Consider the following 22,013-nt stretch of genomic DNA (forward strand, 5'->3'; position numbering starts at 1 on the left):
TCTGACCCACCACGGAGAGGCAGTACCAATGGGCGACACCGGCATCGAGGACGTCAAGACCCGGACCCGTGAATTCCTCGCCGGCTTTCTCGGCGACCACCAGCTCGGCGACGACGAGGACATCTTCGCCACCGGCTACGTGAACTCGCTGTTCGTCATGCAGCTCGTGCTGTTCGTCGAGAGCGAGCTGGCCTGCCCGGTCGAGGACGAGGACCTCGAAATGGACAACTTCCGCAGCGTCAACGCGATCGCGGGCATGGTCGCCCGGCACCGATCCGCCATCGGGGTGCGCTGAACCCGCCCCGACCGGCACCGCGACCAGGGCGATGAACCACAGAGGATGAGAGTGCAACTGACATCGGAGCAACGACTGGCCCAGGCGTCGTTCGAGGCGTTCGCCGACCGGCACGTCACCCCGTACGCCGGCGAGTGGGACCGGACCGAGCACCTGCCGAGGGAGGTCGTCGGACTGCTCGGCGCGCAGGGCTACCTCGGTGCGGTCATCGCCGAGCAACACGGCGGGCAGCCGCTGGACGAGGTCACCTTCGGGCTGCTCAACGAGGAGCTGGGCCGGGCCTGCTCGTCGGTGCGGAGCCTGTTGACCGTGCACAGCATGGTGGCGTACGCGGTGGGCCGCTGGGGCACCGTCGAGCAACGCGAGCGCTGGCTGCCGGAACTGGCCAGCGGCCGGTGCGTCGGCGCCTTCGCGCTCACCGAACCGGAGGCCGGCAGCGACGTACGCGGCCTGGCGACCCGCGCCGAGCAGGCCAACGGCGGGTTCGTCCTCAACGGCGACAAGCGGTGGATCACGTTCGGCCAGTACGCCGGGGTGTTCCTGGTGTTCGCCAGGTTGGCCGGCCGGGAGGTCGCCTTCCTGGTGGAACGGGACCGACCGGGCGTGACCGTGGTGCCGCAGGGCGATGTGTTCGGCACCCGGGCGTCGATGCTGGCCGAGGTACGGCTGCGTGACTGCGTGGTGCCGGCCACGGCGCTGCTGTCCCGGCCCGGTTTCGGACTGTCCGCCGTGGCCGCGAGCGCGCTGGAGGTGGGCCGCTACAGCGTCGCCTGGGGGTGTGTCGGGATCGCCGCCGCCTGCTCCGACGCCGCCCTGAGCTACGCCGACCAGCGCGAGCAGTTCGGCCGGCGGCTGCGCGAACACCAACTCGTCCAGGCGATGCTCGCCGACATGGTCACCAACACCGCCGCCGCCCGGCTGCTCTGCCAGCAGGCCGGTCGGCTGCGCGAGGCCGGCGACCCCGGGTCGGTCCACGCCACCTGGCTGGCCAAGTACTTCGCCGCCAACACCGCGTTCAAGGCCGCGACCGACGCGGTCCAGATCCACGGGGCGCAGGGCATCGGCGGGGACCATCCGGTGGCCCGCTATCTGCGGGACGCCAAGGTCATGGAAATCATCGAGGGAAACACCCAGCTCCAGCAGATCACCATCGCCAGTTCCGCCTACCAGAACCGTGATCGGCGGCTCAGGGCGACCGCCGTTAGGGAGAGTGTCACGCCATGAACGACGGCACGTCCACGCCAGCCGCCCCGTCCGACCGCAAGCCGGTGAAGTGCGTGGTCTGGGACCTCGACAACACCGTGTGGGACGGCATCCTGCTCGAGGACCCGGACGTACGCCTGCGTCCCGGGGTGGCGGAGACGATCGCCGCGCTGGACGAGCGCGGCATCCTGCACTCCATCGCCAGCCGCAACGACCACGACACCGCGGTCGCCGCCCTCAGGCGACTGGGCCTGCTCGACTACTTCCTGCATCCGCAGATCAACTGGGGCCCCAAGTCGGCGTCGGTGCGCGCGGTGGCGAAATCCCTGAACATCGGGCTGGACGCGCTCGTCTTCGTCGACGACGACTCGTTCGAGCGCGACGAGGTGGCCTTCGAGATCCCGGAGGTGTGGTGCCTGGACGCGGTGGATGCCGCGGGCCTGGCCGACCGGCCCGAGTTCCGTCCGGTGCTGGTCACCGACGACGCCCGGCGCCGGCGGTTGATGTACCGCGCGGACGAGGCCCGGGGCGCGGCCGAGGAGCAGTTCGCCGGGCCGACCGAGGAGTTCCTGGCCACCCTGCGGATGCACTTCCGGATCAAGGTCGCCGGACCCGACGATCTGCTCCGAGCCGAGGAGCTGACGGTGCGCACCAACCAGTTGAACACGACCGGGTACACCTACTCCCGGGAGGAACTCGACCGGTTCCGCACGTCCAGCCGGCACCGGCTGTTCGTGGCCCGGCTCGATGACCGGTACGGGCCGTACGGCACGATCGGGCTCGCGCTGCTCGAGCTGGACGGCCCGGTGTGGACCATCAAGCTGCTGCTGATGTCCTGCCGGGTGATGTCCCGGGGCGTCGGCACGATCATGATCAATTATCTGCGCCGGATCGCCCACGACGCCGGGGCCCGGTTGCAGGCGGAGTTCCTGCCCAACGGCCGCAACCGGATGATGCACGTCACCTACCGGTTCAACGGCTTCCGGGAGATCGGCCGGGAGGGCGACCTGGTGCGGTTGGAATCCGACCCGACCAATCTCCCGGGGTTTCCGGACTATGTGCGGGTCGACGTACCCGCCTGACGGCCGGCCCGTTCGCCCCACCACGGTCGCCGACGAGGAGAAGGAGCGATGTCGATCTCCACAGGCAGGGTCGGGCTGGTCCGCCTGAACCCGAACCCGAACCCGTCCCTGAGGCTGTTCTGCTTCCCGTTCGCGGGCGGGGGCAGCTCGGTGTTCGCCGGCTGGAACCGGCACCTGTCGCCGCAGGTCGAGCTGTACGCCGTACAGCTTCCGGGGCGGGAGTCGCGGATCATGCAGCGTCCGTTCGCCGACATCGCCCCGGCGGTGGCCGCGGTGGCCGAGGCGGTGGTCCCACACTGTCACGAGCCCTTCGCCTTCTTCGGACACAGCATGGGCGCCCTCGTCGCGTTCGAACTGACCCGGTGGCTCAAGGAGCGCGCCCTGCCCGAGCCGGCGCACCTGTTCGTCTCCGCCCGCCGGGCACCGCACCTGCCGGCCAGCAAGCCGGCCATCCACACACTGCCGGACGACGAGTTCCTCGCCGGGGTCCGCCGGTTGGGCGGCACCCAGGAGGAGATCCTCGCCGACCCCCGGTTGATGGCCACGCTGCTGCCGGTGCTGCGCGCCGACTTCGCGGTGAACGACGCCTACGTCTACCGGCCGGGGCCCCAGCTGAGCTGCCCGACCACGGCCTGCGGCGGGCTGAACGACCCCGACGTCGACTGCGAGGGGCTGATGGCCTGGCAGCAGCAGACCACCGGACCGTTCGGGCTGTACCTGTTCCGTGGCGGCCACTTCTATCTGCGTGACTCGGCCGACACGCTGCTGTCGACCGTGGACCAGGTGCTGCGCCGGGTCATCGTGTCCCGGCGCCGGATGCGGTCGCTCGCCCCGGGCGCCGGACCGAACGGGCCGGGTCGCCCGTCGGACTGAGCCAGGCGGATCGCGCTCGCCGCCCGGGCCGTACCGGCGTCCGGCACAACCGGTGACCAATGCCGCCGGTACGCGGCCGTTGATCAATGCCATCGGTACGCGGCCGGTGATCAATGCCGTCGGTCCGCGGCGTTTGGCCTTCGGCCGATGTGAGCCTAGGATATTAATGTTATCCGCCACGGAATGCTTCACCGGGCTTTTCAATGTCATTTTTGGGGGAACCCTTGTCTGCGAAGCGAGGGAACAAGCTGCACCTCGAAGCTGCAGGCCGAGTCGTCACCGAGCGCGATCATGATTTTGACGAGACCTTGACGACGCGCGTCGGAATAGTCGACGATCGACCCGCCGTCTCTCGCGGAATCACCATCACCCTGGAAGCCGACAACTTTTTGGTCGACGAACACGTGACGGACATCGACGAGTGGCTCACCGTCGGCGGACGCCGACTCATCCTTCTCGGCACCTGTCGCAACAGCGACCAGATGGAGCTTCTCGCGCGGTTGCACACTCCTCGGTACGAGGGGGTCCCGGTCGTTGTCCTACTCGCCGATGCCTCGATCGCCGTCTATCGTCGATGCCTGCTGGCCGGCGCGGCGGGCATGGTCGACCAGAACGAGAGCCTGGATTACATCTGCCGTGTCGTACGCGCCAGTGCGGACGGCTGGCTGTTGCTCCCGGCTGCGGTGTCCACCGCCATCTCACTGGGTTCCGACGTTCGACAGCCCGGCGTCCAGAAGGGTGACCGGGAGACCCGGTGGTTGCAGGCGCTCGCCGACGGTTCCACCGTATCGGAGATCGCTGTCGCGGAAGGATACTCCGAACGGGAAATGTACCGACTGCTCAATCAGCTCTACTCCCGACTCGGCGTGCAGAACCGTACCCGGGCGATCGTCCACGCGGCGCAGCGCGGCCTGGTCTGGTAGCGGACCCCGGTTCCGGCAGCGGCCGCGGCCTGACCAGGGTAGCGGTCCGGCTGCTTGTCGCGGTCGGTCGCCCGGTCATCCCGCCGTGGCGTCCATGACGGCCTGGCCGGCTCCGCCGGGCGTGCCGGTCGGCGTGTCGGCGGCGGACCCGGCGGCTGCCGACCGCTCGCCCCGGCTCCGCACCGCCGGGCCGAGCGCGAGCTGGGCGACGGCCCCTGCGAGCCCGGTGGACAGGCAGGCCACCCACAGTGCGGTGCTGCCCGTCGTACCGATCAGCCAGGTCCCGAGCACCGGTCCGATGATGAGGCCGGCGGACCAGGTGGCGCCGTAGACGCCGTTGTACCGCCCGCGCAGCTGGACCGGTGCGAGTTGCGCGACGATCGTCTGCGCCACCACCATCACCGTCGCCTCGCCGAGCGACCACACCACGACCGACAGCGCGAACCGCCAGGTCTCGTGGGCGAACAGGGCGACGCCGAAACCACCGCCGAGCAGCGCCATCCCGGCCGCGGCGACCACGCTGTGGTCGAGCCGCGCGACACCGCGGGCGATCAGCGGCTGGGCGACCAGAATGGTCACCCCGTTCGCCGCGATGGCCACGCCGTACGCTCCCGAGGACAGTCCCACCGAGCTCATCACCAGCGGCAGCGTGGTGGTGCCCTGGATGAAGACCACCGCGTACATGACACTGATGCCGGTGAAGCCGAGCATCACCCGGTCGGTGAGGACGGTCAGGTACGAACCGGCCGTCGCGGCGGCCGACCCCGGCGCGGCAGCGGACTCCGGCGCGGCGGAGCCCGGCCCCGGCGCGGAGCGGCGGTGTCCGGTCTCGGTGACCCCCCACCACACCACGGCCGCGAACGCCAGGCAGGTCACCGCGTCCACCCAGAACAGCCACCTGAAACCGACGGTGGCGAGCAGCCCGCCGGTGACGGTCGCGATGGAGAAGCCGAGGTTGACCGCCCAGTACAGTTGGCTGTACGCCCAGGGACGCTGGGCCGGCGGCACGATGTCGGCGACGATCGCGGTGGCGGCCGGCCGGTACATGTCGGTGGTGATGCCCAGTGCGAACACCGTGGCGACGACGCCGACAACGCCGTTCACATAACACAGTGTGACCAGCATCGCCGCGGTGCTGACCATGCTTATCAGCACCGTCACCCGACGTCCCAGCAGGTCGGCCAGGGAGCCACCGACCAGGTAGGAGACCAGGGAACCGGCGCCGAACCCGAAGATCACCCACCCCGTGGCGACCACCGACAGGCCCTGCGACCTGGTCAGGTACGGGGACAGGAACGGAACCACCATCGCGCCGAGACGGTTGGCCAGCATCCCGGCCCACAGCACCCAGAAGGCCCGAGGCAGACGTTGTGCCGGACCGGGTGGCCGACGACGCAGAGAGGGAACCATGGGCCCGATTATCCGGATCGTGCCGGGATCGCCGACCCTACGGTCATGGCAGATCCCTGCCGTCTTTTGGTCGTAGACACGCCCGGTTACCGCTCACTAGCCTCGGCGAAGCGGGGGTCAGGCCCGGAGAACGGGTGACGTGTGGGCAGTTGCAGGGCACCGAGCCTCGCCCTGCGCCCAGATCCCGCACACGTCCGGAAGGTTGCTGAGGCTCGATGTCGAACATGGAACACCTCCTGCTGATCGCGCCGGGTTTCCGCCCCGAGGTGCTGCGTACGCCCAGGGAGATGGGCTTCCACCTCACCGTGGTGGCAGCGAAACCGCCGGCCGACGCCACGCTGTACGACGAATTCATCCAGGCGTCGGAGACCGACGAGGCCGCGGTGATCGCGGCGGTGACCGAGTACCTCGATCGCGGGGGCCGGATCGACGCGATCGCCTGCTACTACGAGGGCAGCATCCACATCGCCGCGCAGCTGTGCGAGCGGCTCGGGCTGCCCGGCAACCGGCCCGAGGCCGTCCGCAACATGCGCGACAAGTTCCGCAGCTACGAGGTGTTCAGCGCGGCGGGGGTCCCCACCCCGCCCACCGAGATCGCCCACTCACTCGCCGAGGCCGAGTCGGCGGCCGAGCGGCTGGGTTACCCGATCGTGGTGAAGCCCCAGGCCAGCGCGGCCAGCCAGGGCGTGATCAAGGTCAACGACGCCGCTGATCTGCGGCGCGCGTTCGGCGTCGTGGACCGGATCTACGACGACGCCGCGTTCGGCGAGGGCGACGCCAGCGTCCCCAACGTGGGTCGGGTGCTGACCTACCCCGGGGCGGACGCCGTCCTGTTGCAGTCCTACGTGGAGGGCCCGGAGGTCTGCCTCGACATCGTGTACCGCGACGACCAGTTCGACGTGCTGGGGATCATGGACAAGCCGTTCGAGTGGGAGGAGCCCTACTTCCTCGAGCGGCTCGTGGTCACGCCGTCCCGGCTCGACGAGTCCACCCAGCAGGCGATCCGGGAGACCGCCATCCGCGCCCTGCGGGCCAGCGGTGCGGTGTGCGGCGCGGCCCACGTGGAGGCGCGGATCAACGACCGGGGCGAGCCCGTCATCATCGAGGTCAACGGCCGGCTCGGCGGGATGGCCGTACACGTCCAGGAGACCTTCGAACTGTCCACCGGCCGGTACGGCTTCCGCGAATACCTGAACGCCGTGAGCGGGCGGCCACTCACGCCCCCGACCGGGCGGCAGCAACCGGCCGGCTTCGTCAGCCTCTCGGTCGACGTCTTCGGTCGGAAGATCGCGCGCTTCGATGGCGAGGAAGCCGTGCGGGCGCTGCCCGGGGTGGTGGACATCAAGTGGGACATGGTTCCCGGCCAGGTGGTGCCGGAGGGTTATCCCCGCAATCCTCGGGTCAACTTCGCCCATGTCCTCGTTCGCGGCGAGACGTACGACGGGGTTCTCGACAGCATGAACGAGGCCCGGAAACTGCTGGTCGCCGTCATCGAGTAACGGCCGACCGCGGCGTAATCGAATGACGGCACGACCGCGATGCCGCCCTGGCGAGTGACCCGCCAGGGTGGCATCGCTGGATCGGCGGTGGATCAGGCGGCCACCGGCGGTTTCGAAAGGTTCTCCACCACGGTCGCATTCGGCAGCTTCGCCAGAGCGGACGCCGCGATGACGATTTTCTCCTCCCGGACGCCGGCGCCGAGCACCGCCTCGGCCAGTTCCAGCGCCGAGGCGTCGAGGTAGAGCGGCACCTCCGGCGGAAGCCCGAACGGGGTCACGCCGCCCGGGGTCATGCCGGTGAGCGCCACGGTCTCCTCCGCGGTGGCGAACGAGACCTTGCGGACGTCGAACTGGCGCCGCACCGTGCCGTTGACGTCGAGCCGCCGGGTGGCCTGCACCAGGCAGGCCGCGTACCGGCGCGGTTCGGTCTTGGCGGCCACCAGGATGCAGTTCAACGACTGCTCGAGGGTGAAGTCGTACTTTTCGCAACACAAAGCGGTGTCCGAATAGGCCGGATCGATTTCCACGATCCGGTACGGCGTACCCAAACTGTCGAGGTGGCGCCGGACATCAGCCTTGATCGACTCACTGGAACCGGGTGATGGGGAAGTCACGAGCCGTGACTCTACCAGTGGCGCTATCCTCGCGCGGCCTTCAGAATAACCGGCACGGCGATCGAGATCCGGTTTGTGCGGGCCCCACTCGGCCCGTCCGGCGAGCCGATTCTCCCCACCGTGATCCAATTCCTGGCGGTGCGGGCGGTGTCTCCGACGAACACCCCACGACCCGCCCCGGCGCTACCGCTCAGCCGCGGCGGACGTCCATGACCATCACCGGGTACGGCCCGGCAGCCATCTCGGCCGTCGCCTGGGCGGCGGGAATCACGTTGTCCATCCGCATCCGCAGCGCGCCGGTACCGGCGACGCCGGAATCGGGACCAGGACCGACCTCGGTGGCAGCGCCAAGGCCGGCGGTGGTGCCGGTGCCGGTGCCGATGAGCACGATCCGCCAGCCCCATCCGTCGCCGTAGTCGCCGTCGAACTCGTACGTCCCACCCGGGCCCGGTCCGCCCGGCAAGGACATCGGCGCCGGCTTCTGGTGCCAGGAGTCCCCCCACACGGCGACCAGCGAGCCACCCTCACCGGCGGAACCGACAACGAGCAGGCCGTCCTGGGGACCGTCGTCCGGGTGCTGCCATGAGTAGGCCACCGAGGTCAGGTGCCCGCCGGCGGCCATCGTCACGGTCATCGTGGCCGGGAACTCGACCAGCGGGTCGCCGGGCATCAACCGGAAGCCGTTGGTGCCGGCCCAGGATCCGGCGAAGTCGGAGAGGATCATTCGGCAAGCGTAGATGCCCGGTGAGTCGCCTGGCGACGTACCCGCGCCCGCCGTCGACCCGGCGCACCCGGCGCCTGGCGGCGCGGTGCGGACCGTTCCCACCCGACGGTGCGGGTCAGCTCTGGGCGTCGCGGGACCGTGGGGCGAATTCGCTGACCTCGGTGAGCCTGCCGCCCAGGTCGCAGACCCTCTCCCGCATGGTCCGGGTCCCACCGTTCTGCATGGCGTGCATGGCGTCGCAGGCATGCCGCCACGCCTGGCAGGCGCCGGACACGTCATCGAGATCCAGGAGCACCTCGCAGCGCAGGATCGACGCGCCGAAGATGGTGATCCGGTTCCGTGCCTCGGCCGCCGCCTCGACCGCCCGTTCGAGCTGGGTCACGGCCTGACGCTGACGACCCGTCGCGCCCAGACCCTCGGCCATGGCGATGCGCAGCTCCGCCTCGTCGGTGTTCCGCTCGCTCTTCTCCCCCCGGGCCAGCGCCTCCTCCAGGTACGGCAGTGCCGCCCCGGAAGCGCCGAGCCGGACCAGCGAACGTCCCCGGGCCGCCGATGCCCGGATCTCACCCTGCTCGACGCCGGCGGCACGGTACAGGGCCGACGCGCGATCGATCTCCCTGAGCGCCTGCTCGTGCCGGCCCAGCTCGCTGTGGATCCGGTGTCGGATCGTGTGGACCCTGCCCTGCTCCGGGAGCATGCCGTGCGCCGCGAAGATCTGTTGTGCCCGGGAGAGCAGGTCGAGGGCCTCGTCGTAGGCGGCGAAGTAGCAGCGGGAGTCCGCCAGGCTGAGCATGACCTGTGCCGCGCCGATCCGGTCCCCCCGGTCGCGGGCGGACTCCAGCGCGACCCGCATGACGTCCTGCCAGTCGTGGAACCGTCCGCTGCGCCGCAACCACGGCTGCATGGTGAGGGCCAACTCCCACGGGAGGGTGTCGAGGTTTCCCTCGACCGACCGCCGGACCGCCTCGGGCAACACCTCGCGGTGGTTGTCGAACCAGCGCATCGCCTCGGCGTAGCTGACGGGCCGCTCCGGGTAGACCCCGGCCGGTGGCGGCGACGGCGGGACCATCGAGTGGTCCGGCGCCAGCATGAGCGCCGCGTGGTGACCGCTGTGCAGATAGTGCCGCAGGAGCCGGGTGAGCGCCGCGGTCCGGTCCGGGGCGGACTCCGCCACCAGGAACAGCTCCTGCGCGTACGCCCTGACCAGCACGTGGGAGGTGAACTGGCCCTTGTCGTCCTCGTCCAGCAGCGCCGCGTCGGCGAGTTCCCGCAGCAGTGCGCCCGCGACCCGGGGCGGGCTCCCGGACAGGCTCGCGGCGGCCGCGGCCGACAGGCCGGCGGTCATGGCGACGGACGACAGCCGGAACAGCCGGGCGGCATCCGGGTTGAGCTGGCGGTACGACCAGGCGAAGGCGGCCCGTGGGTCATGCCCGCCGGGACCGCTGGCGAAGGCCGCGAGCCGCCGCGTGTCGTCGCGGAGTTCCGCGGCCACATCCGCGAGCGCGAGTCGCGGCCGGGCACTCAGCCGCCCAGCCAGGATCGCCAGCGCCAGCGGAAGCCGGCCGCACAGCTCGATGATCTCGTCGAGGAGGTCGGCCGGTACGGCCGCGCCGGCCAGGCAGCGGTTCGGCGCGTGTTCGAGTCGGCGCCGGACCAGCTCGCGGGCGGTCCGCAGGTCCGGCGGGTCGAGGTGCAGCAGGTGGGCTCCGTCGAGGGCGGCGAGCTCGACCAGCGGCTTGCGGCTCGTCACGAGCACCAGGCTTTCCGGCGAGTTCGGCAGCAGCGGGCGCACCTGCGCGGCGTCCCGCGCGTTGTCGAGGAGCACCAGGACGCTCCTACCGGCGGTGAGGCTCCGATAGACACCGATTCGCGCGGTGAGCGCCTCCGGAATGCTGGACACGTGGAAGCCCTGTGAGGCCAGCAGCGAACCCAGCGCCTCCGTGGCGGACCCGCCCTCGCTCCCGGCCTGGTCGCCGCGCAGGTCCAGGTGCAACTGGCCGTCGGTGAACCCGCCGGCGACCAGGTGTGCGAAGTGGGCGGCCAGCGTGGACTTGCCGACCCCACCCATCCCGTCGAGAGCGATGATCAGCGGACCGGTCCGGGCGGGGTCCGAGCCGGTCTGCCGGGCGGTCCGGCCGGCGGCCGAGCCGGTCTGCCGGGCGGTCCGGGCGGGGTCCGGGCCGGCGCACAGGGCGCCGAGCGTCGCCAGCTCCTCGGTGCGGCCGACGAAGGTGATCAGGTCGGGGGGCAGTTGCGCCGGGTGTACCGGCGGCACCGGCGGGAGGCGGTCGACGGTCGGTGGCTGATCGGTGGCCGGACCGTTGACCGCCACCGGCGCCGTCGACCGGGTCAGCACCTGCCGCTGGGCCTCCGCGAGGACCACACCGGGATCGATGCCCAGGTCCTCGGCGAGGCGGACGCGTACCGTCCGGAACACCTCCAGCGCCTCGGCCTGGTAACCGGCCGCGCCCAGGGCGGAGATGAGGTTCGCCTGCACGGGTTCGTTCAACGGCGCCATCGCGGCGGCCAGCCGCAGGGGTCGCAGGACCCGCTCCGGCCGGCCCAGCGACAGCCCGAGTTCGGCAGCGGATACGCAGGTGTCGAGGAACTCGCGGTCGAGCGCGGTGAAGATGGACGTCGCCGCCGTCCCGTCGGCGTACGTGTCGCCGGCCGGTCCCCGCCACAGGTCCAGTGCCTCTACGTGACGATCGAGCGCCGCGTCCCGGTCCCCCCGGCCGAGGTTCGCCCTGGCGGCGCCGGTCAGCTCACGGAAAGCGGCCAGGTCCAGCGTGCCGGGGTCCGGCACGAACAGGTAACCGCCACCGTGCCGCCGCAGGTACGAGCCGGTCGCCCGCCGTGGGAGCGAGGGTTCCATCATCCGTCGCAACGCGCCGACGTACTTGTGGATGACATTGGTGGCACTCGCCGGCGCGTTCTCGCCCCAGACCAGCTCGATCAGGGCGGTCACGCTGATCGGTCGCCCCGCTCGGGCCAGCAGCAGGGCCAGCAGCTGGCGCTGCTGCCGCGGGCCGGGGTCCACCTCGACACCGTCGCGCCAGAATCGCAGGGGGCCCAGGATCTGGAAGTACGGCGCGCCGCCGGCCGGCCGTGGTTCGTCGTCGGACCGGCGGGCGCCGGCCGAGTTCGACAATTCGATCTCCTGTTGCGGTTGACGGATCGCGAGCCTCTCGCGGCTACCTCTGTCGGCAAGCCTACGTCCGGCCGCGCCGACCAGGCCCGACATCGCAACGAACGGACAAAGCAGAGCATAACCCCGAATCGTTCGGCGACCGGTTCCGCGTACCGTGCTGTCGATCAGTCCCCGCGGGAAGCCGGCGTCCGACGGACCCGTCTGGGGCGGACGCCTTCGCTGGTGACCCCGTGATAGATGATCATCGCAATGATGCCGAGCAGCCCGAGCAGGGGATTCACGAACCAGCCGAGCAGTCCGGTGAGACTGTAGACGACGAGGCCCGTGATCGGTCGCGCCTCCTGCGCGCGGACCTGATCCCGGCCGACATGCTCCCCGTGCAGGGTGGGATGGCGACGCAGGTAGCCGAAGAACCCCAGCCAGGGTGCTGACATCAGCGCCGCCGCGACCGCGTACATGACAACGGCCACCCGCAGGTCCTCGGCGTCGCCGTCGGCGAGTGCCGCCGCGAGGACCGCGGTCGGGAACGGAATGATCACCGCGCCGAAGAGGAGACCGAGATTGATCCAGTTGAGCGTGAGGGTGGTGCCACGAACCAGCCGGAGCACCGCGTGGTGATTGAGCCAGAGGACGCCGATGTAGATGAACGAGACGGCGAACGCCAGGAACGCCGGAGCCTCTCCGACGAGCGAATCGGCCAGCTGACCCCGGTGGAAGTCGGGCACCCGCAGGTCCAGGACCAGGAGGGTGATGACGATGGCGAAGACCCCGTCGCTGAACGCCGCCAGCCGGCCGGCATCGGCCACCGTGTGTCCGGGCCCGGTCGGCGACGCCTCTCCTGGAGATCCGGACATTGCCGCAGGCTAACAGCCGGTTCACGGCCGTTGGCCATGATTCGGAGAGGCCCCCTCCGGGGCGAACCCGCGGTCGGAAGCGATGCCACGGTCAGCGGCGCTCCCACGGTCGGTTCGAGCCGGAGCCGGTCACCGCCGAGCCTCCTCCGGGGTCTTCATCGGTTACCGCCACCCGTCGCACCGGAGGGGTGTCTCCTCGACTGCCGGCCACACCTGCTTCCCGTCCATCCACCGTTGGCCACGCCGGGCTTCGGCCCGGACCCGCAGTGCCGGACAGGGCATCGCCGCGAACTCATGCGGTTTCCGTGATCGGCCGGTCCACCCAGCTCATCATCTCGCGCAGTTTTCGCCCGGTGATCTCGATGGGATGCTCGGCGGCGCGGCGCCGGTACCCGGTCAGCAGTGGGCGGCCGTTGTCGTCGTCTTCGATCAGCTCGCGAGTGAACTCGCCGGTCCGGATCTCGGAGAGGATCTTCCGCATCACGTCCTTGACCCGGGAGTCGATCACCCGGGGTCCCCGGGTGTAGTCACCGAACTCCGCCGTGTCGGAAATGCTGTACCGCATCCGGGCGATGCCACCCTCGTACATCAGGTCGACGATCAGTTTGAGTTCGTGCAGGCACTCGAAGTACGCGGTCTCCGGCGCGTAGCCGGCCTCGGTCAGCACCTCGAAGCCGGTCTGGACCAGCGCGGTGACGCCGCCGGCCAACACCGCCTGCTCGCCGAACAGATCCGTCTCGGTCTCCTCGGTGAACGTCGTCTCGATCACCCCGGCCCGGGTGCCACCGATCGCCTTCGCGTACGACAGGGCCAACTCGAGGCCCCGGCCCGTGGGGTCCTGTTCGACGGCGACCAGGCACGGCACGCCCTTGCCGTCGACGTACTGCCGGCGGACGAGATGGCCGGGTCCCTTCGGCGCGATCATCGCGACGACCACGTCGGCGGGGGGCTTGATCAGGTCGTAGCGGATGTTCAGCCCGTGCGCGAACAGCAGCGCGTCCCCGGCGTGCAGGTTCGGGGCGATCGAGTTGGCATAGACGGAACGCTGGGCGGTGTCCGGGACGAGCACCATGATCACGTCTGCCCAGGCGGACGCCAGGGCCGGTGAGAAGACCCGCAGGGCCTGCTCCTCGGCCTTGGCCCGGCTCCTGGAGTCGGCGGGCAGACCGATAACCACGTCGACACCCGAGTCGCGCAGCGACAGTGCGTGCGCGTGCCCCTGGCTGCCGTAGCCGATCACGGCGACCTTCCGACCCTGGATGACGGACAGGTCGGCGTCGTAGTACACCGTTGCGGTCATTCTCGCTTCTCTCTCGTGGTCCGGGTGTTGCGCGGGGACCCGCCCGGGTGCCACCGGACGATTTCGGACTGGCACATGATTTCGGGCTGGCACCTAAGGACCGCCGCTGTTGGCAGCGTAAAAGGATCCAGTGGACACCCGGTGAACACCCACTTCATCGGACCAGCGGCACGAGTGGACGGAGAGTTCACTCGGAGTTGTGTGGCGCGATGTTAGGTTTCCGGCCATGACCAAACGGAAGGACTGGGGTCGGGACGGCTGGGCTGTTCAGTCCGGCACGGGAACGTCGATCCAGCTCGGGGGCCCACACCGGCCGGAAATCCTCGTGTCCGGCGCGGACGTCGACGGGGCCCTCGGCGCGTTCGTGTTCCACCACGACGTCATTACGCAGAATCCGCCGCACGCGCACCACGACTTCATGAAAATCGCCTACGTAATCGAAGGCACATACCATTTCCGGGTCGGTGACGCCGAATTCTCCGGCGGGCCGGGCACCACTGTCGTCGTTCCGCGCGGCTCCTATCACACCTTCGTGACGCCCACCGGCGGCAAGCTCCTGTTCGTCAGCGCGCCCGCCGGCAACGAACAGCTCTTCGTCGAGCTCGGAGAACTCGGCTCCGACCCCACGGCGGATCAGCTCGCCGCCATCAACGAGCGCTTCGCCACCACGTCGCTTCCGGGCGACGAGGGCCGTCCGTGGAGTCAGCTTCGCGACCAGGAATAGCGGGAGTCCGAGGCCACGGGCAACGCCGGGTAGCGCGCCGGTGCGGTGTCCACCAGCAGTCCACCAGCCTGCATCGGGTCACCGAACCATTCTCCGGGAGCGCCCGCTCACCGAAAGTGAGCGCCAGGTGCCCTCCGCTCGGGTGCCCTCACCCGCCTTTGCAATGCTTCCCTCCAGGCAACAGGCACACCGCGTAACCAGCGGTCTGGCCCGAAGGAACCCGGCGCCGAGCCAGAACCGCAGACCAGTGCCGGTGTCGCCGGGAGGGAAGCATTGCAAAGCGAGGAACAGGCGGTGGACGAGCCCTCCCCGGCGACTACCGAATGTCACGGACGTGATGCTCGCCGGCGTCATCACTCACGGTGTCGTCGGCGAACGGCCGGCGGCGCCCCACCGAACCGACAGGCCATCCTTGACACCGGCCCTGGCCATCGGCGCCCTCAACTCGTCGACCGAGGCGCCGGATACCGGGTCGGCGCCGATGAGGCAGAACAGTGATCGACAGTCCAGCCGCTCCCGGCCACCGTCGGGTCCTTCGACGGTGACCGACGAGAGCATCCCGTCCCCGTCGAGGTCCCGGACCGTGCTGTCGGCGTGGATCCTGATCCCCTCCAACTCGGCCCAGCGCGGGATGTCGATGCGCCGGTGGTGCGCGTCGGTCGCCGCGATCACCGCGCCCGCCCGGACCCGGGAACCATCGGTCAGAACGACGGTCGGCCGGTTCCCGGCGCCGTCGATCACCACGATCGGCAGGTCCGCCTCGCCGGCACCGGCCGACCGGATCAGCGCGCGTCCGGACAACGACCAGGCGTCCAACCAGGTGTTCGACAAGAGGAGTCGGGCGACGAACCTGCGCAGCGCCAACGCCTCGATCCGGACGACCTCGCCGGCGGCGCTCAGCGGTCGGCCAGGAGCCAGTCCACCGCCTCGTGGAACGCCTCCGGCTCTTCGAGGTGGCCGAAGTGACCGCTGTTCTCCAGGATCGTGAGCCGGGAGCCGGAGATGCCCTCGTGCAGCAGCTCGGACCAGACCGGACCGCAGATGAAGTCGTGCCGGCCGGTGATCACCAGGGTGCGAGCGGTGATCGAGGACAGCTCCGGCCGGTAGTCGAACGTCGTGTCCGCCAGCCGTACCACCCAGGCCAGCACGTTCTCCCGGAGAGCTTCGAACTCGGCGCGCCGGCCCCAGAAGTCGGCGAAGTAGATCGGCAGGTAGTCCCGGAGCTGGGCGGTCTTCTCCGCGTGGGTCTGCGCCGGGACGGAGCTGCGGATCGCCGCCACCCTCGGGATCTCCGGGTTGTCGGCGTGCCGGGTCAGGTACTTGTCGATCTCCGCCCGCCCGACGTCCCAGAACTCCGCGCCATTGGTCGGGGACGTGCTGTAGAGGACGAGACCGGCTACCCGGTCGGGATGGTCGAGTGCGAACCGTTGGGCGGTGAAGCCGCCGTGGGAGTGGCCCAGCAGGTACGCCCGCGCCTCGCCGAGATGGTCGAGGAGAGCGCGGAGGAAACCGACGTACGCGTCCACAAAGGTTGAGCCTTCGGGAAGCGGTCCGGACGCGCCGGTACCGGGCAGCTCCGGATAGACCATCGTGAAATTCCGCTCCAGTCGCGTGGAGCGCAGGTAGGTGTATTCCGTACCGGGTCCTCCCGACTGGCTGATCATCACCGGGCCGGTACCGGCGACGTGATAGACCTGCCGGACGCCGTCGGCGGTGAAGGTGTGGGTGCCGGGGGCGAGGTTGCTCATCGAGCGAAACTCCCTATGGGGTTCGAGGGTCATCGCCTAACCGATGCGTCTCGCCGCGCGAAGGTTCGGAGCGGCCCCGCCGCTGTGAGGTTGATCCCTCCTCGTCGGGCCGGTACCTCCGGGCCGCAACCGCCGGTAGGACCACGAGAACCCGGTACGCGGATCGTGGCGACCCTCGCCGCCCGGGAACGCGTCGAGCCGGCGGACCCCGTCGCGCAGTTCGGCGACGACGGTGCCGAGCGACAGCCTCGGACTGGCGGCGAGCTGGGCGGCCAGCAGGGCCAGCGCCAGCGGAAGCCGGCCGCCCAGCTCGATGATCTCGTCGATCAGCTCGGCACTGGCGGCGTCGTCGACGATCCGACTCGGCGGACCGGTGAGCCGATCCACGAACAGCCGCCGCGCGGTCACCGGGTCGGGCAGGTCGACCCGGAGCAGCTGGGCACCGTCGAACGCGGCCAGGCCGACCAGCGGCCGCCGGCTGGTGACGAGCACGAGGCTTTCCGCCGAGTTCGGCAGCAACGGACGCACCTGGGCGGCGTCGTGCACGTTGTCCAGCAGGATCAGGATCCGTTTTCGGGCGGTCATGCTGCGGTACATCCCGAGGCGCGCGTCGAAGATGTCGGGTACGTCCGAGGCGGGCACACCCACCGCGTACAGCAGGGAACGCAGTGCCTCCCCGGCCGGCAGGACCGCCGCGTCGCCGGCACAGCCCCGAAGATCGAGGTAGAGCTGGCCGTCGGTGAACGCGTCGGCCACCCGGTGCGCGAAATGGGTGGCGAGCGTCGACTTGCCCACTCCGCCCATGCCGTCCAGCGCGATCACCACCGGGCTGGTCCGTCCGGCGGCCCGCAGCCCGGTCACGAGATCCTCCAGGATCGTCAGCTCGGCACCGCGACCCACGAAGCGGGGCAGGTCCGGGGGAAGCTGGGCCGGGCGTACCAGTGGAGCCGGCCGGACTTCCGCGACCGCCGGTTCCAGGATCCCCGAAGACGGGGTCGAGGCCGCCGGACCCGGCTCCCGGAAGGCCGAGGGCGGAGCCGGAACCGCCGGACCCGGGCCCGGGGGCGGGGGCGTCGGACCCGGCTCCCCGGCGGGCGGCAGCACCGTCTGGGTGAGGGCCCGCCGGTGGGCGTCCTGGAGGTCGCCGCCGGGATCGATGCCCAGCTCCCCGGTCAGCCGCGCCCGGACCACGCCGTAGACCGCCAACGCCTCGGCCTGATGGCCGGCCGCGGCGAGGGTCGTCACCAGGCTCGCCTGGACCGGCTCGTTGAGCCGGCCCAGTTCCGCCGCGAGCCGCAGCGGAGCGAGCACCCGAGCGGGCTGGCGCACCCGCACCGCAATGGTGGCGGCGGCGATCGCGGCGTCGAAGAACTCGCCGTCGACGCCCGCGAAGATCGCCGCCGCGCCGCCGCCGCCCAGGGTGTCACCCGCCGAACCGTGGCACAGCTCAAGGGCGTCGAGGTAGTGGTCGAGAGCCTCGGCGGGACGGTCCTGTCCCAGGCTGGTCTGCGCCGCCGAGACGTGCCGGCGGAATTCGACGAGGTCGAGGGTCTCCGGTCCGGCCGCGAAGCGGTAACCGTTGCCGTGCCGGAGCAGGTACGAGCCGGCCGCTCGGGCGGGCAACCCGGGTTCGAGCAGGCGGCGCAACGCCCCGACGTACTTGTGGATCACGTTCACGGCGCTGGCCGGCGGCTCCGGCCCCCAGATCAGGTCCATCAGGTCGCCGGTGCTGACCGGACGCCCCGCGCGGGCCAGCAGAACCGCCAGCAGGCAGCGTTGCTGGCGCGGTCCCGCGTCGAGCTCGACCTCGCCGCGCCACAGTCGCAGCGGGCCCATGATCTGCAGGCGTAACGCGCCAGTCATCCGGCGCCCGGAACCGGAACCTGTCGGGTCCGCCGAAACGGACTTCGGGGCTGACCGAGGCATTCCCCGGTCGCCGCACCGGGGCCGTGGTTCCCTCCTGTGTCGATACTCATGTCCTGCAAGATGCGGTCGCCCGGACGGAAGTTCGATCCGGTACAGAGGTTTTCCACTGGGCCGAGCTAGCGTTCGGAACATGCTGCTGTCAACCACGGGACCCATGACGGCTGACGAGACCGAGCAGTTGGTCCGGGCCGCCCAACAGGGCGATCCTCGAGGCTTCACGCTGCTGTTCGAACTCCACTACGCCGGCATGCTCGCGGTGGCCCACCACATTCTGGGTGCCGTGCCCGAGGCCGAGGACGCCTGCCAGGATGCGGCGATCACGGCGTTCGGCCGGATCGGTGAGCTGCGCGACCCCGCCGCGGTGCGCCCCTGGTTGCACACCATCGTCCGCAACAACTGCCGGTCGTTCCTGCGCGCCCGCCGGCCCGTGCCGGTCGGGGTGGCCGGGGAGAACCTGCTCGCCTCGGAGCTGGACGACCCGGTCGCCCGCATCGAACGCAGCGCGCTGCGGGACTGGATCTGGCACGGATTGCAACAGTTGTCGCCAGCCGCCCAGATGGTGGCGATGCTGCGCTATTTCACCGAGAACAACTCGTACGAGCAGATCGCGGAACTGTGCGGGATCCCGATCGGCACCGTGCGCAGCCGGCTGAGCGACGCGCGCCGCCAACTGGCCGAGGTCCTCCCCCGGGTCCGGGACGAGCGGCACGACGACGCCGCGGCGCTGACCGCCGAACGCCGCGACGAGGCCATGACCATGTTGTCCGCGGTGCCCGACGGCGCCCCGATGAACAAGGTGGCCGCGCGCTGGGCCGAGGACGTCACCTTCCGCTGGCCGGGCGGCACCCGGACAATCGGCCGAGAACCGCTCTTCGACACCATGCGGCGGGACTACGACTCCGGGGTGACTGCCAGGATCACCGGAGTGGTGGCCGGTTCCGGCATCACGATCTGGGAGAACGCCTTCATCAACCCGCCGGAGGACCCGTACCACTGCCCACCCGGCGGGACCTGGTTGCTGCGCGAGAAGGCCGGCATCGTGCGCGAGGTGCGCCTGCTGCACACCCCGCGACCGGACCGACCGGAGGTCACCTGCCGGGAGAACCGAACTTCTGCCCGCCGGCCCACCTCTTGAAGGTATGACCACCACCTCCATTCATGACCTCGAACCGCAACTCGCCGCCAACCGCCGGTACTGGTGTGGCTGGGCCGGCTCCGATCCCGACGTCGACCTGCCGACCTATCGCACCGACCTCCCCCATCCCCTGCTCAACGGGGTCCTTCGGGTCCGCGACCGGCAACTCGACGACGCGATCGAGGAGGCCCGCAAGCACCTGACCGGCTCGCGGTGGGCCTGGTGGGTGGGTGCGGACAGCGCCGAGGGCACCGCCGAGGGTCTGCTCGCGCGCGGTGCGAAGCAGATCAGCGACATGCCGGTCATGGCGGTGGACGTGACCACCGTGGCCGAGACCGAGGCGCCCGCCGAATTGAAGATCCGGCCCGCCGTCGACCCGGCCGAGTTGCGGGAGTACGTCGGCGCCTACGCGGAACCGCTCGGCTTCTCCGGTGATCTCGGGCTCGTCGCCGAGCGGGAACGCGACTTCGCCTACCCGGACGTGGTCCGGCTCGCCGGCACCGTGGCCGGCCGCACCGTCGGCACCTGCACCCTGTCGCTGGCCACCGACGTCGGCGCCCTGTACTGCATCGCCACCGATCCCGGATTCCGCCGGCGCGGTATCGCGACCGCGCTCACCCGGGAGGCGCTGCGGATCACGCGCGAGTCCGGTCGGCGGATCGTCACCCTGCAGGCGAGCAGCGAGGGCGAGCCGGTGTACCGGCAGATCGGCTTCGAAACCGTGGCCCGCTACCGCCTCTACGAACTCCCCGAGTGAGTATCCGGTGGGGCTGTGAGGTGAGGAAGCCGGGAAACCGGCTGCCTCTCCTCACGGAACTGCCCGATCCGGGTCAGCCGACGCTGCGCACCCGGTCCAGGCCCAGCCGGCGGGCGTACCGGGCGTAGGCAGGGGGCCCGAGCCGGGAGAGCACGAACCAGGCCGGGCCCGGGATGACCGCCCTGAGCGCGGCGATGTGCTCGGGCCGGCCGTCGCGCAGCACCATCCCGAAGGCCAACGGCAACCGGCTCTTTGGCACCGAGGCCATCGAGGCCTCGCCCACCTCGGCCCACTCCCTGTCCGTCAGGTGCTTGTCGATCAACGCCAGCACGTGCGTCTCCTCGGTGGCGAGGTGCTCCAGCATCGGCGCGATCATGGCGTCGACGGCCGTGGCCAGCGCGTCCCGGTCGGCCGGTGTCGCGGTCCGAGCCCAGGCGCTGGCGTGCTTCTCCACCTCGGTCAGTGCCTCGTGCAGACCCTCGTGCTGACGTTCCATGGTCTCGACCAACGGCGCGATCTCGTCCGGGACGCGCCGCAGCAGTTTCGGCCAGACGTGCTCGTCCTCGCCGGTGTGGTGCAGGTTCAGCATGCCGGTGAGCAGGAGCACATGGTCGGCGACCCGTGCGGCGGACGCGCTGTCATTCGCGGCCACGCTCCGGATCAGGACCGCGGCGGCCGGAAACTCGCGCCGGAAGGCGCTGTGGACGACGTACATGTCACGGCTGTCGGCCATGTATTTCTCTCCGTCTCGATTGAAGGCAGAATGCTGGTGGAACGGGGTCGCGTTCTGCGACGACCCAAGCCCCACGGGTGGCCGTTCAGCACCGCAATTGGTCATTCGGCAGTTCGGGTGCTATTCAGCGCTTCGTCGCCGAATGGCCCGTCCGGACAACCGTATCGGCCCGCTCTTTACGAAAACTGAACCCTCAACCGGTGGTTTCGCGACTGGCCCGGTAACGGCCGGGAGTGGTCCCGATGATGCCGCTGAACGCCGCGATGAAGCTGCTGGGATTCGCCCATCCGCAGGCGTGCGCGGTCTGGGCCGTGTCGAGACCGTCGGCGAGAAGCACGAGCGCGTGGTAGACCCGTAGCTGCGTGCGCCACTCGTAGAAGGTCATGCCCAGTTCGTCGCGGAGCAGCCGGCTGAGGGTACGGGGACTGGCGCCGACCCTCTTCCCGAGTTCGGCCAGTGTGGCGTTGTCCGCCGGCCTCTGGCGCAGCACCCGGGCGATCGCCCGCAGCCGGTCGTCCCGGGGCTCCGGCAGTCGCAGCGGTTGTTCGGGGGTTTCCCGGAGTTCGTCGACGAGCACCCGAAGCAGGCGGGAACGCGCGGCGCGGCTGTGGGCGGGTACCGGACCGGGTGCCGCGTCGGGATGGTCCCGGGGGCCGGTCAACGCGAGCAGGATCTCGCGGGCGAGGTCGGAGGTCAGGAACACGGCGGGATGGGCCGGCATGAGCCGGGCGAGGGAGGGAGCGAGGAAGACGATCCGCATGTCGGTGTCGCCGTGGGCGCGGTGCTGGTGCGTGAACCCGGCCGGGGTCCAGCCGACCCGGTTGGCGGGGACGACCGACGTGCCGTGCTCGCTGTGCACCGCCAGGACGCCGCTGGCCGCGTACACCAGGTGTCCCCGGGTGTGCGACTGGGCCGCGCTGGTCCCGCCGGAGGGCCAGAGGTGGCGCCCACCGGAGGGCCACAGCTGTGACGTCACGCCGGTGGCCCGGCGAGGTTGGCGGGGAACGGGCATCGATTGGCATTCTACCGGTGGTGGGCCATCCCTCGATCCGGTGAGACTTC

Annotated in this window: 20 protein-coding genes; 9 read left to right on the forward strand and 11 right to left on the reverse strand. The window is 70.4% G+C overall.

All coding sequences use genetic code 11. From position 1 onward, the window contains the following. The first annotated feature begins 28 nt into the window (after positions 1 to 28). The 5 genes from ACXN5W_RS01250 to ACXN5W_RS01270 all read left to right on the forward strand — a co-directional run bounded on the left by ACXN5W_RS01250 (position 29) and on the right by ACXN5W_RS01270 (position 4,376). Positions 29 to 295 (forward strand): acyl carrier protein, encoded by a 267-nt coding sequence (locus ACXN5W_RS01250; RefSeq protein ID WP_473156219.1) that lies wholly within the window; start codon positions 29 to 31, stop codon positions 293 to 295. A 51-nt stretch (positions 296 to 346) separates the two neighbouring features. After that, entirely contained in the window at positions 347 to 1,519 is a 1,173-nt protein-coding gene (locus ACXN5W_RS01255; RefSeq protein ID WP_473156220.1) for an acyl-CoA dehydrogenase family protein, read from the forward strand. Continuing rightward, positions 1,516 to 2,580: an HAD-IIIC family phosphatase gene (locus ACXN5W_RS01260; protein ID WP_473156221.1), complete on the forward strand. Its 1,065-nt coding sequence runs from the start codon at positions 1,516 to 1,518 to the stop codon at positions 2,578 to 2,580. Before ACXN5W_RS01255 ends, ACXN5W_RS01260 begins: the two co-directional genes overlap by 4 nt. 48 nt (positions 2,581 to 2,628) lie before the next feature. Then, positions 2,629 to 3,453, forward strand: coding sequence for a thioesterase II family protein (locus ACXN5W_RS01265; protein WP_473156222.1), 825 nt, complete (start codon positions 2,629 to 2,631; stop codon positions 3,451 to 3,453). 224 nt (positions 3,454 to 3,677) lie between these two features. Beyond that, on the forward strand, positions 3,678 to 4,376 hold the full coding sequence (locus tag ACXN5W_RS01270; RefSeq protein ID WP_473156223.1) for a hypothetical protein: 699 nt from the start codon (positions 3,678 to 3,680) through the stop codon (positions 4,374 to 4,376). A 75-nt stretch (positions 4,377 to 4,451) separates the two neighbouring features. On the opposite strand, the gene ACXN5W_RS01275 is transcribed toward ACXN5W_RS01270, so the two are convergent. Continuing rightward, complete coding sequence (locus ACXN5W_RS01275) at positions 4,452 to 5,786, reverse strand: MDR family MFS transporter (protein ID WP_473156224.1); 1,335 nt, start codon at positions 5,784 to 5,786, stop codon at positions 4,452 to 4,454. Between the two features lie 215 nt (positions 5,787 to 6,001). Between ACXN5W_RS01275 and ACXN5W_RS01280 the strand changes: the two genes are divergently transcribed. Further along, positions 6,002 to 7,285, forward strand: coding sequence for an ATP-grasp domain-containing protein (locus tag ACXN5W_RS01280; protein ID WP_473156225.1), 1,284 nt, complete (start codon positions 6,002 to 6,004; stop codon positions 7,283 to 7,285). Between the two features lie 92 nt (positions 7,286 to 7,377). Here ACXN5W_RS01280 and ACXN5W_RS01285 read toward each other — a convergent pair whose 3' ends face one another. From ACXN5W_RS01285 to ilvC, 5 genes are all read right to left on the reverse strand, one after another. Continuing rightward, entirely contained in the window at positions 7,378 to 7,899 is a 522-nt protein-coding gene (locus ACXN5W_RS01285; RefSeq protein ID WP_473156226.1) for a YbaK/EbsC family protein, read from the reverse strand. A 190-nt stretch (positions 7,900 to 8,089) separates the two neighbouring features. Next, on the reverse strand, positions 8,090 to 8,623 hold the full coding sequence (locus tag ACXN5W_RS01290) for a hypothetical protein (RefSeq protein WP_473156227.1): 534 nt from the start codon (positions 8,621 to 8,623) through the stop codon (positions 8,090 to 8,092). A gap of 115 nt (positions 8,624 to 8,738) precedes the next feature. Beyond that, positions 8,739 to 11,774 (reverse strand): AfsR/SARP family transcriptional regulator, encoded by a 3,036-nt coding sequence (locus tag ACXN5W_RS01295; protein ID WP_473156228.1) that lies wholly within the window; start codon positions 11,772 to 11,774, stop codon positions 8,739 to 8,741. A gap of 164 nt (positions 11,775 to 11,938) precedes the next feature. Continuing rightward, positions 11,939 to 12,628 (reverse strand): TMEM175 family protein, encoded by a 690-nt coding sequence (locus ACXN5W_RS01300; protein ID WP_473156229.1) that lies wholly within the window; start codon positions 12,626 to 12,628, stop codon positions 11,939 to 11,941. A 292-nt stretch (positions 12,629 to 12,920) separates the two neighbouring features. Then, positions 12,921 to 13,928, reverse strand: coding sequence for a ketol-acid reductoisomerase (gene ilvC / locus ACXN5W_RS01305; RefSeq protein ID WP_473156230.1), 1,008 nt, complete (start codon positions 13,926 to 13,928; stop codon positions 12,921 to 12,923). Positions 13,929 to 14,154: 226 nt separating this feature from the next. On the opposite strand from ilvC, the gene ACXN5W_RS01310 reads away from it, so the two are divergent. Then, entirely contained in the window at positions 14,155 to 14,652 is a 498-nt protein-coding gene (locus ACXN5W_RS01310; protein ID WP_473156231.1) for a cupin domain-containing protein, read from the forward strand. 357 nt (positions 14,653 to 15,009) lie between these two features. On the opposite strand, the gene ACXN5W_RS01315 is transcribed toward ACXN5W_RS01310, so the two are convergent. The 3 genes from ACXN5W_RS01315 to ACXN5W_RS01325 are packed head-to-tail and all read right to left on the reverse strand — an operon-like array spanning position 15,010 to position 18,263. Continuing rightward, positions 15,010 to 15,516 carry a hypothetical protein gene (locus ACXN5W_RS01315; protein WP_473156232.1) on the reverse strand — a complete coding sequence of 169 codons (507 nt, stop codon included), beginning with the start codon at positions 15,514 to 15,516 and terminating at the stop codon, positions 15,010 to 15,012. A 32-nt stretch (positions 15,517 to 15,548) separates the two neighbouring features. Beyond that, complete coding sequence (locus ACXN5W_RS01320; protein ID WP_473156233.1) at positions 15,549 to 16,400, reverse strand: alpha/beta fold hydrolase; 852 nt, start codon at positions 16,398 to 16,400, stop codon at positions 15,549 to 15,551. Positions 16,401 to 16,436: 36 nt separating this feature from the next. Beyond that, positions 16,437 to 18,263 (reverse strand): AfsR/SARP family transcriptional regulator, encoded by a 1,827-nt coding sequence (locus tag ACXN5W_RS01325; protein WP_473156234.1) that lies wholly within the window; start codon positions 18,261 to 18,263, stop codon positions 16,437 to 16,439. A 217-nt stretch (positions 18,264 to 18,480) separates the two neighbouring features. Here ACXN5W_RS01325 and ACXN5W_RS01330 point away from each other — a divergent pair, with 217 nt between their 5' ends. Together ACXN5W_RS01330 and ACXN5W_RS01335 are read left to right on the forward strand one after the other, a co-directional pair. Continuing rightward, the gene (locus ACXN5W_RS01330) at positions 18,481 to 19,461 is read left to right on the forward strand and encodes an RNA polymerase sigma factor (protein WP_473156235.1); all 981 of its coding nucleotides are present in this window, start codon (positions 18,481 to 18,483) and stop codon (positions 19,459 to 19,461) included. A gap of 4 nt (positions 19,462 to 19,465) precedes the next feature. Further along, positions 19,466 to 20,218, forward strand: a complete 753-nt coding sequence (locus ACXN5W_RS01335) for a GNAT family N-acetyltransferase (RefSeq protein WP_473156236.1) — start codon at positions 19,466 to 19,468, stop codon at positions 20,216 to 20,218. A gap of 73 nt (positions 20,219 to 20,291) precedes the next feature. Here the strand turns inward: ACXN5W_RS01335 and ACXN5W_RS01340 are convergent, their stop codons facing one another. Together ACXN5W_RS01340 and ACXN5W_RS01345 are read right to left on the reverse strand one after the other, a co-directional pair. Beyond that, entirely contained in the window at positions 20,292 to 20,951 is a 660-nt protein-coding gene (locus ACXN5W_RS01340; RefSeq protein ID WP_473156237.1) for a hemerythrin domain-containing protein, read from the reverse strand. Between the two features lie 193 nt (positions 20,952 to 21,144). After that, positions 21,145 to 21,963 carry an AraC family transcriptional regulator gene (locus ACXN5W_RS01345; protein ID WP_473156238.1) on the reverse strand — a complete coding sequence of 273 codons (819 nt, stop codon included), beginning with the start codon at positions 21,961 to 21,963 and terminating at the stop codon, positions 21,145 to 21,147. Positions 21,964 to 22,013: the final 50 nt, after the last annotated feature.

It is taken from the genome of Plantactinospora sp. A48, assembly GCF_055793945.1.

Bases quoted from the DNA above. Each gene is read 5' to 3' on its own strand.
- ACXN5W_RS01250 (WP_473156219.1), top strand. From the start codon at position 29: ATGGGCGACACCGGCATCGAGGACGTCAAGACCCGGACCCGTGAATTC.
- ACXN5W_RS01260 (WP_473156221.1), top strand. From the start codon at position 1,516: ATGAACGACGGCACGTCCACGCCAGCCGCCCCGTCCGACCGCAAGCCG.
- ACXN5W_RS01265 (WP_473156222.1), top strand. From the start codon at position 2,629: ATGTCGATCTCCACAGGCAGGGTCGGGCTGGTCCGCCTGAACCCGAAC.
- ACXN5W_RS01275 (WP_473156224.1), bottom strand. From the start codon at position 5,786: ATGGTTCCCTCTCTGCGTCGTCGGCCACCCGGTCCGGCACAACGTCTG.
- ACXN5W_RS01280 (WP_473156225.1), top strand. From the start codon at position 6,002: ATGTCGAACATGGAACACCTCCTGCTGATCGCGCCGGGTTTCCGCCCC.
- ACXN5W_RS01290 (WP_473156227.1), bottom strand. From the start codon at position 8,623: ATGATCCTCTCCGACTTCGCCGGATCCTGGGCCGGCACCAACGGCTTC.
- ACXN5W_RS01300 (WP_473156229.1), bottom strand. From the start codon at position 12,628: ATGTCCGGATCTCCAGGAGAGGCGTCGCCGACCGGGCCCGGACACACG.
- ilvC (WP_473156230.1), bottom strand. From the start codon at position 13,928: ATGACCGCAACGGTGTACTACGACGCCGACCTGTCCGTCATCCAGGGT.
- ACXN5W_RS01310 (WP_473156231.1), top strand. From the start codon at position 14,155: ATGACCAAACGGAAGGACTGGGGTCGGGACGGCTGGGCTGTTCAGTCC.
- ACXN5W_RS01320 (WP_473156233.1), bottom strand. From the start codon at position 16,400: ATGAGCAACCTCGCCCCCGGCACCCACACCTTCACCGCCGACGGCGTC.
- ACXN5W_RS01325 (WP_473156234.1), bottom strand. From the start codon at position 18,263: ATGACTGGCGCGTTACGCCTGCAGATCATGGGCCCGCTGCGACTGTGG.
- ACXN5W_RS01330 (WP_473156235.1), top strand. From the start codon at position 18,481: ATGACGGCTGACGAGACCGAGCAGTTGGTCCGGGCCGCCCAACAGGGC.
- ACXN5W_RS01335 (WP_473156236.1), top strand. From the start codon at position 19,466: ATGACCACCACCTCCATTCATGACCTCGAACCGCAACTCGCCGCCAAC.
- ACXN5W_RS01340 (WP_473156237.1), bottom strand. From the start codon at position 20,951: ATGGCCGACAGCCGTGACATGTACGTCGTCCACAGCGCCTTCCGGCGC.
- ACXN5W_RS01345 (WP_473156238.1), bottom strand. From the start codon at position 21,963: ATGCCCGTTCCCCGCCAACCTCGCCGGGCCACCGGCGTGACGTCACAG.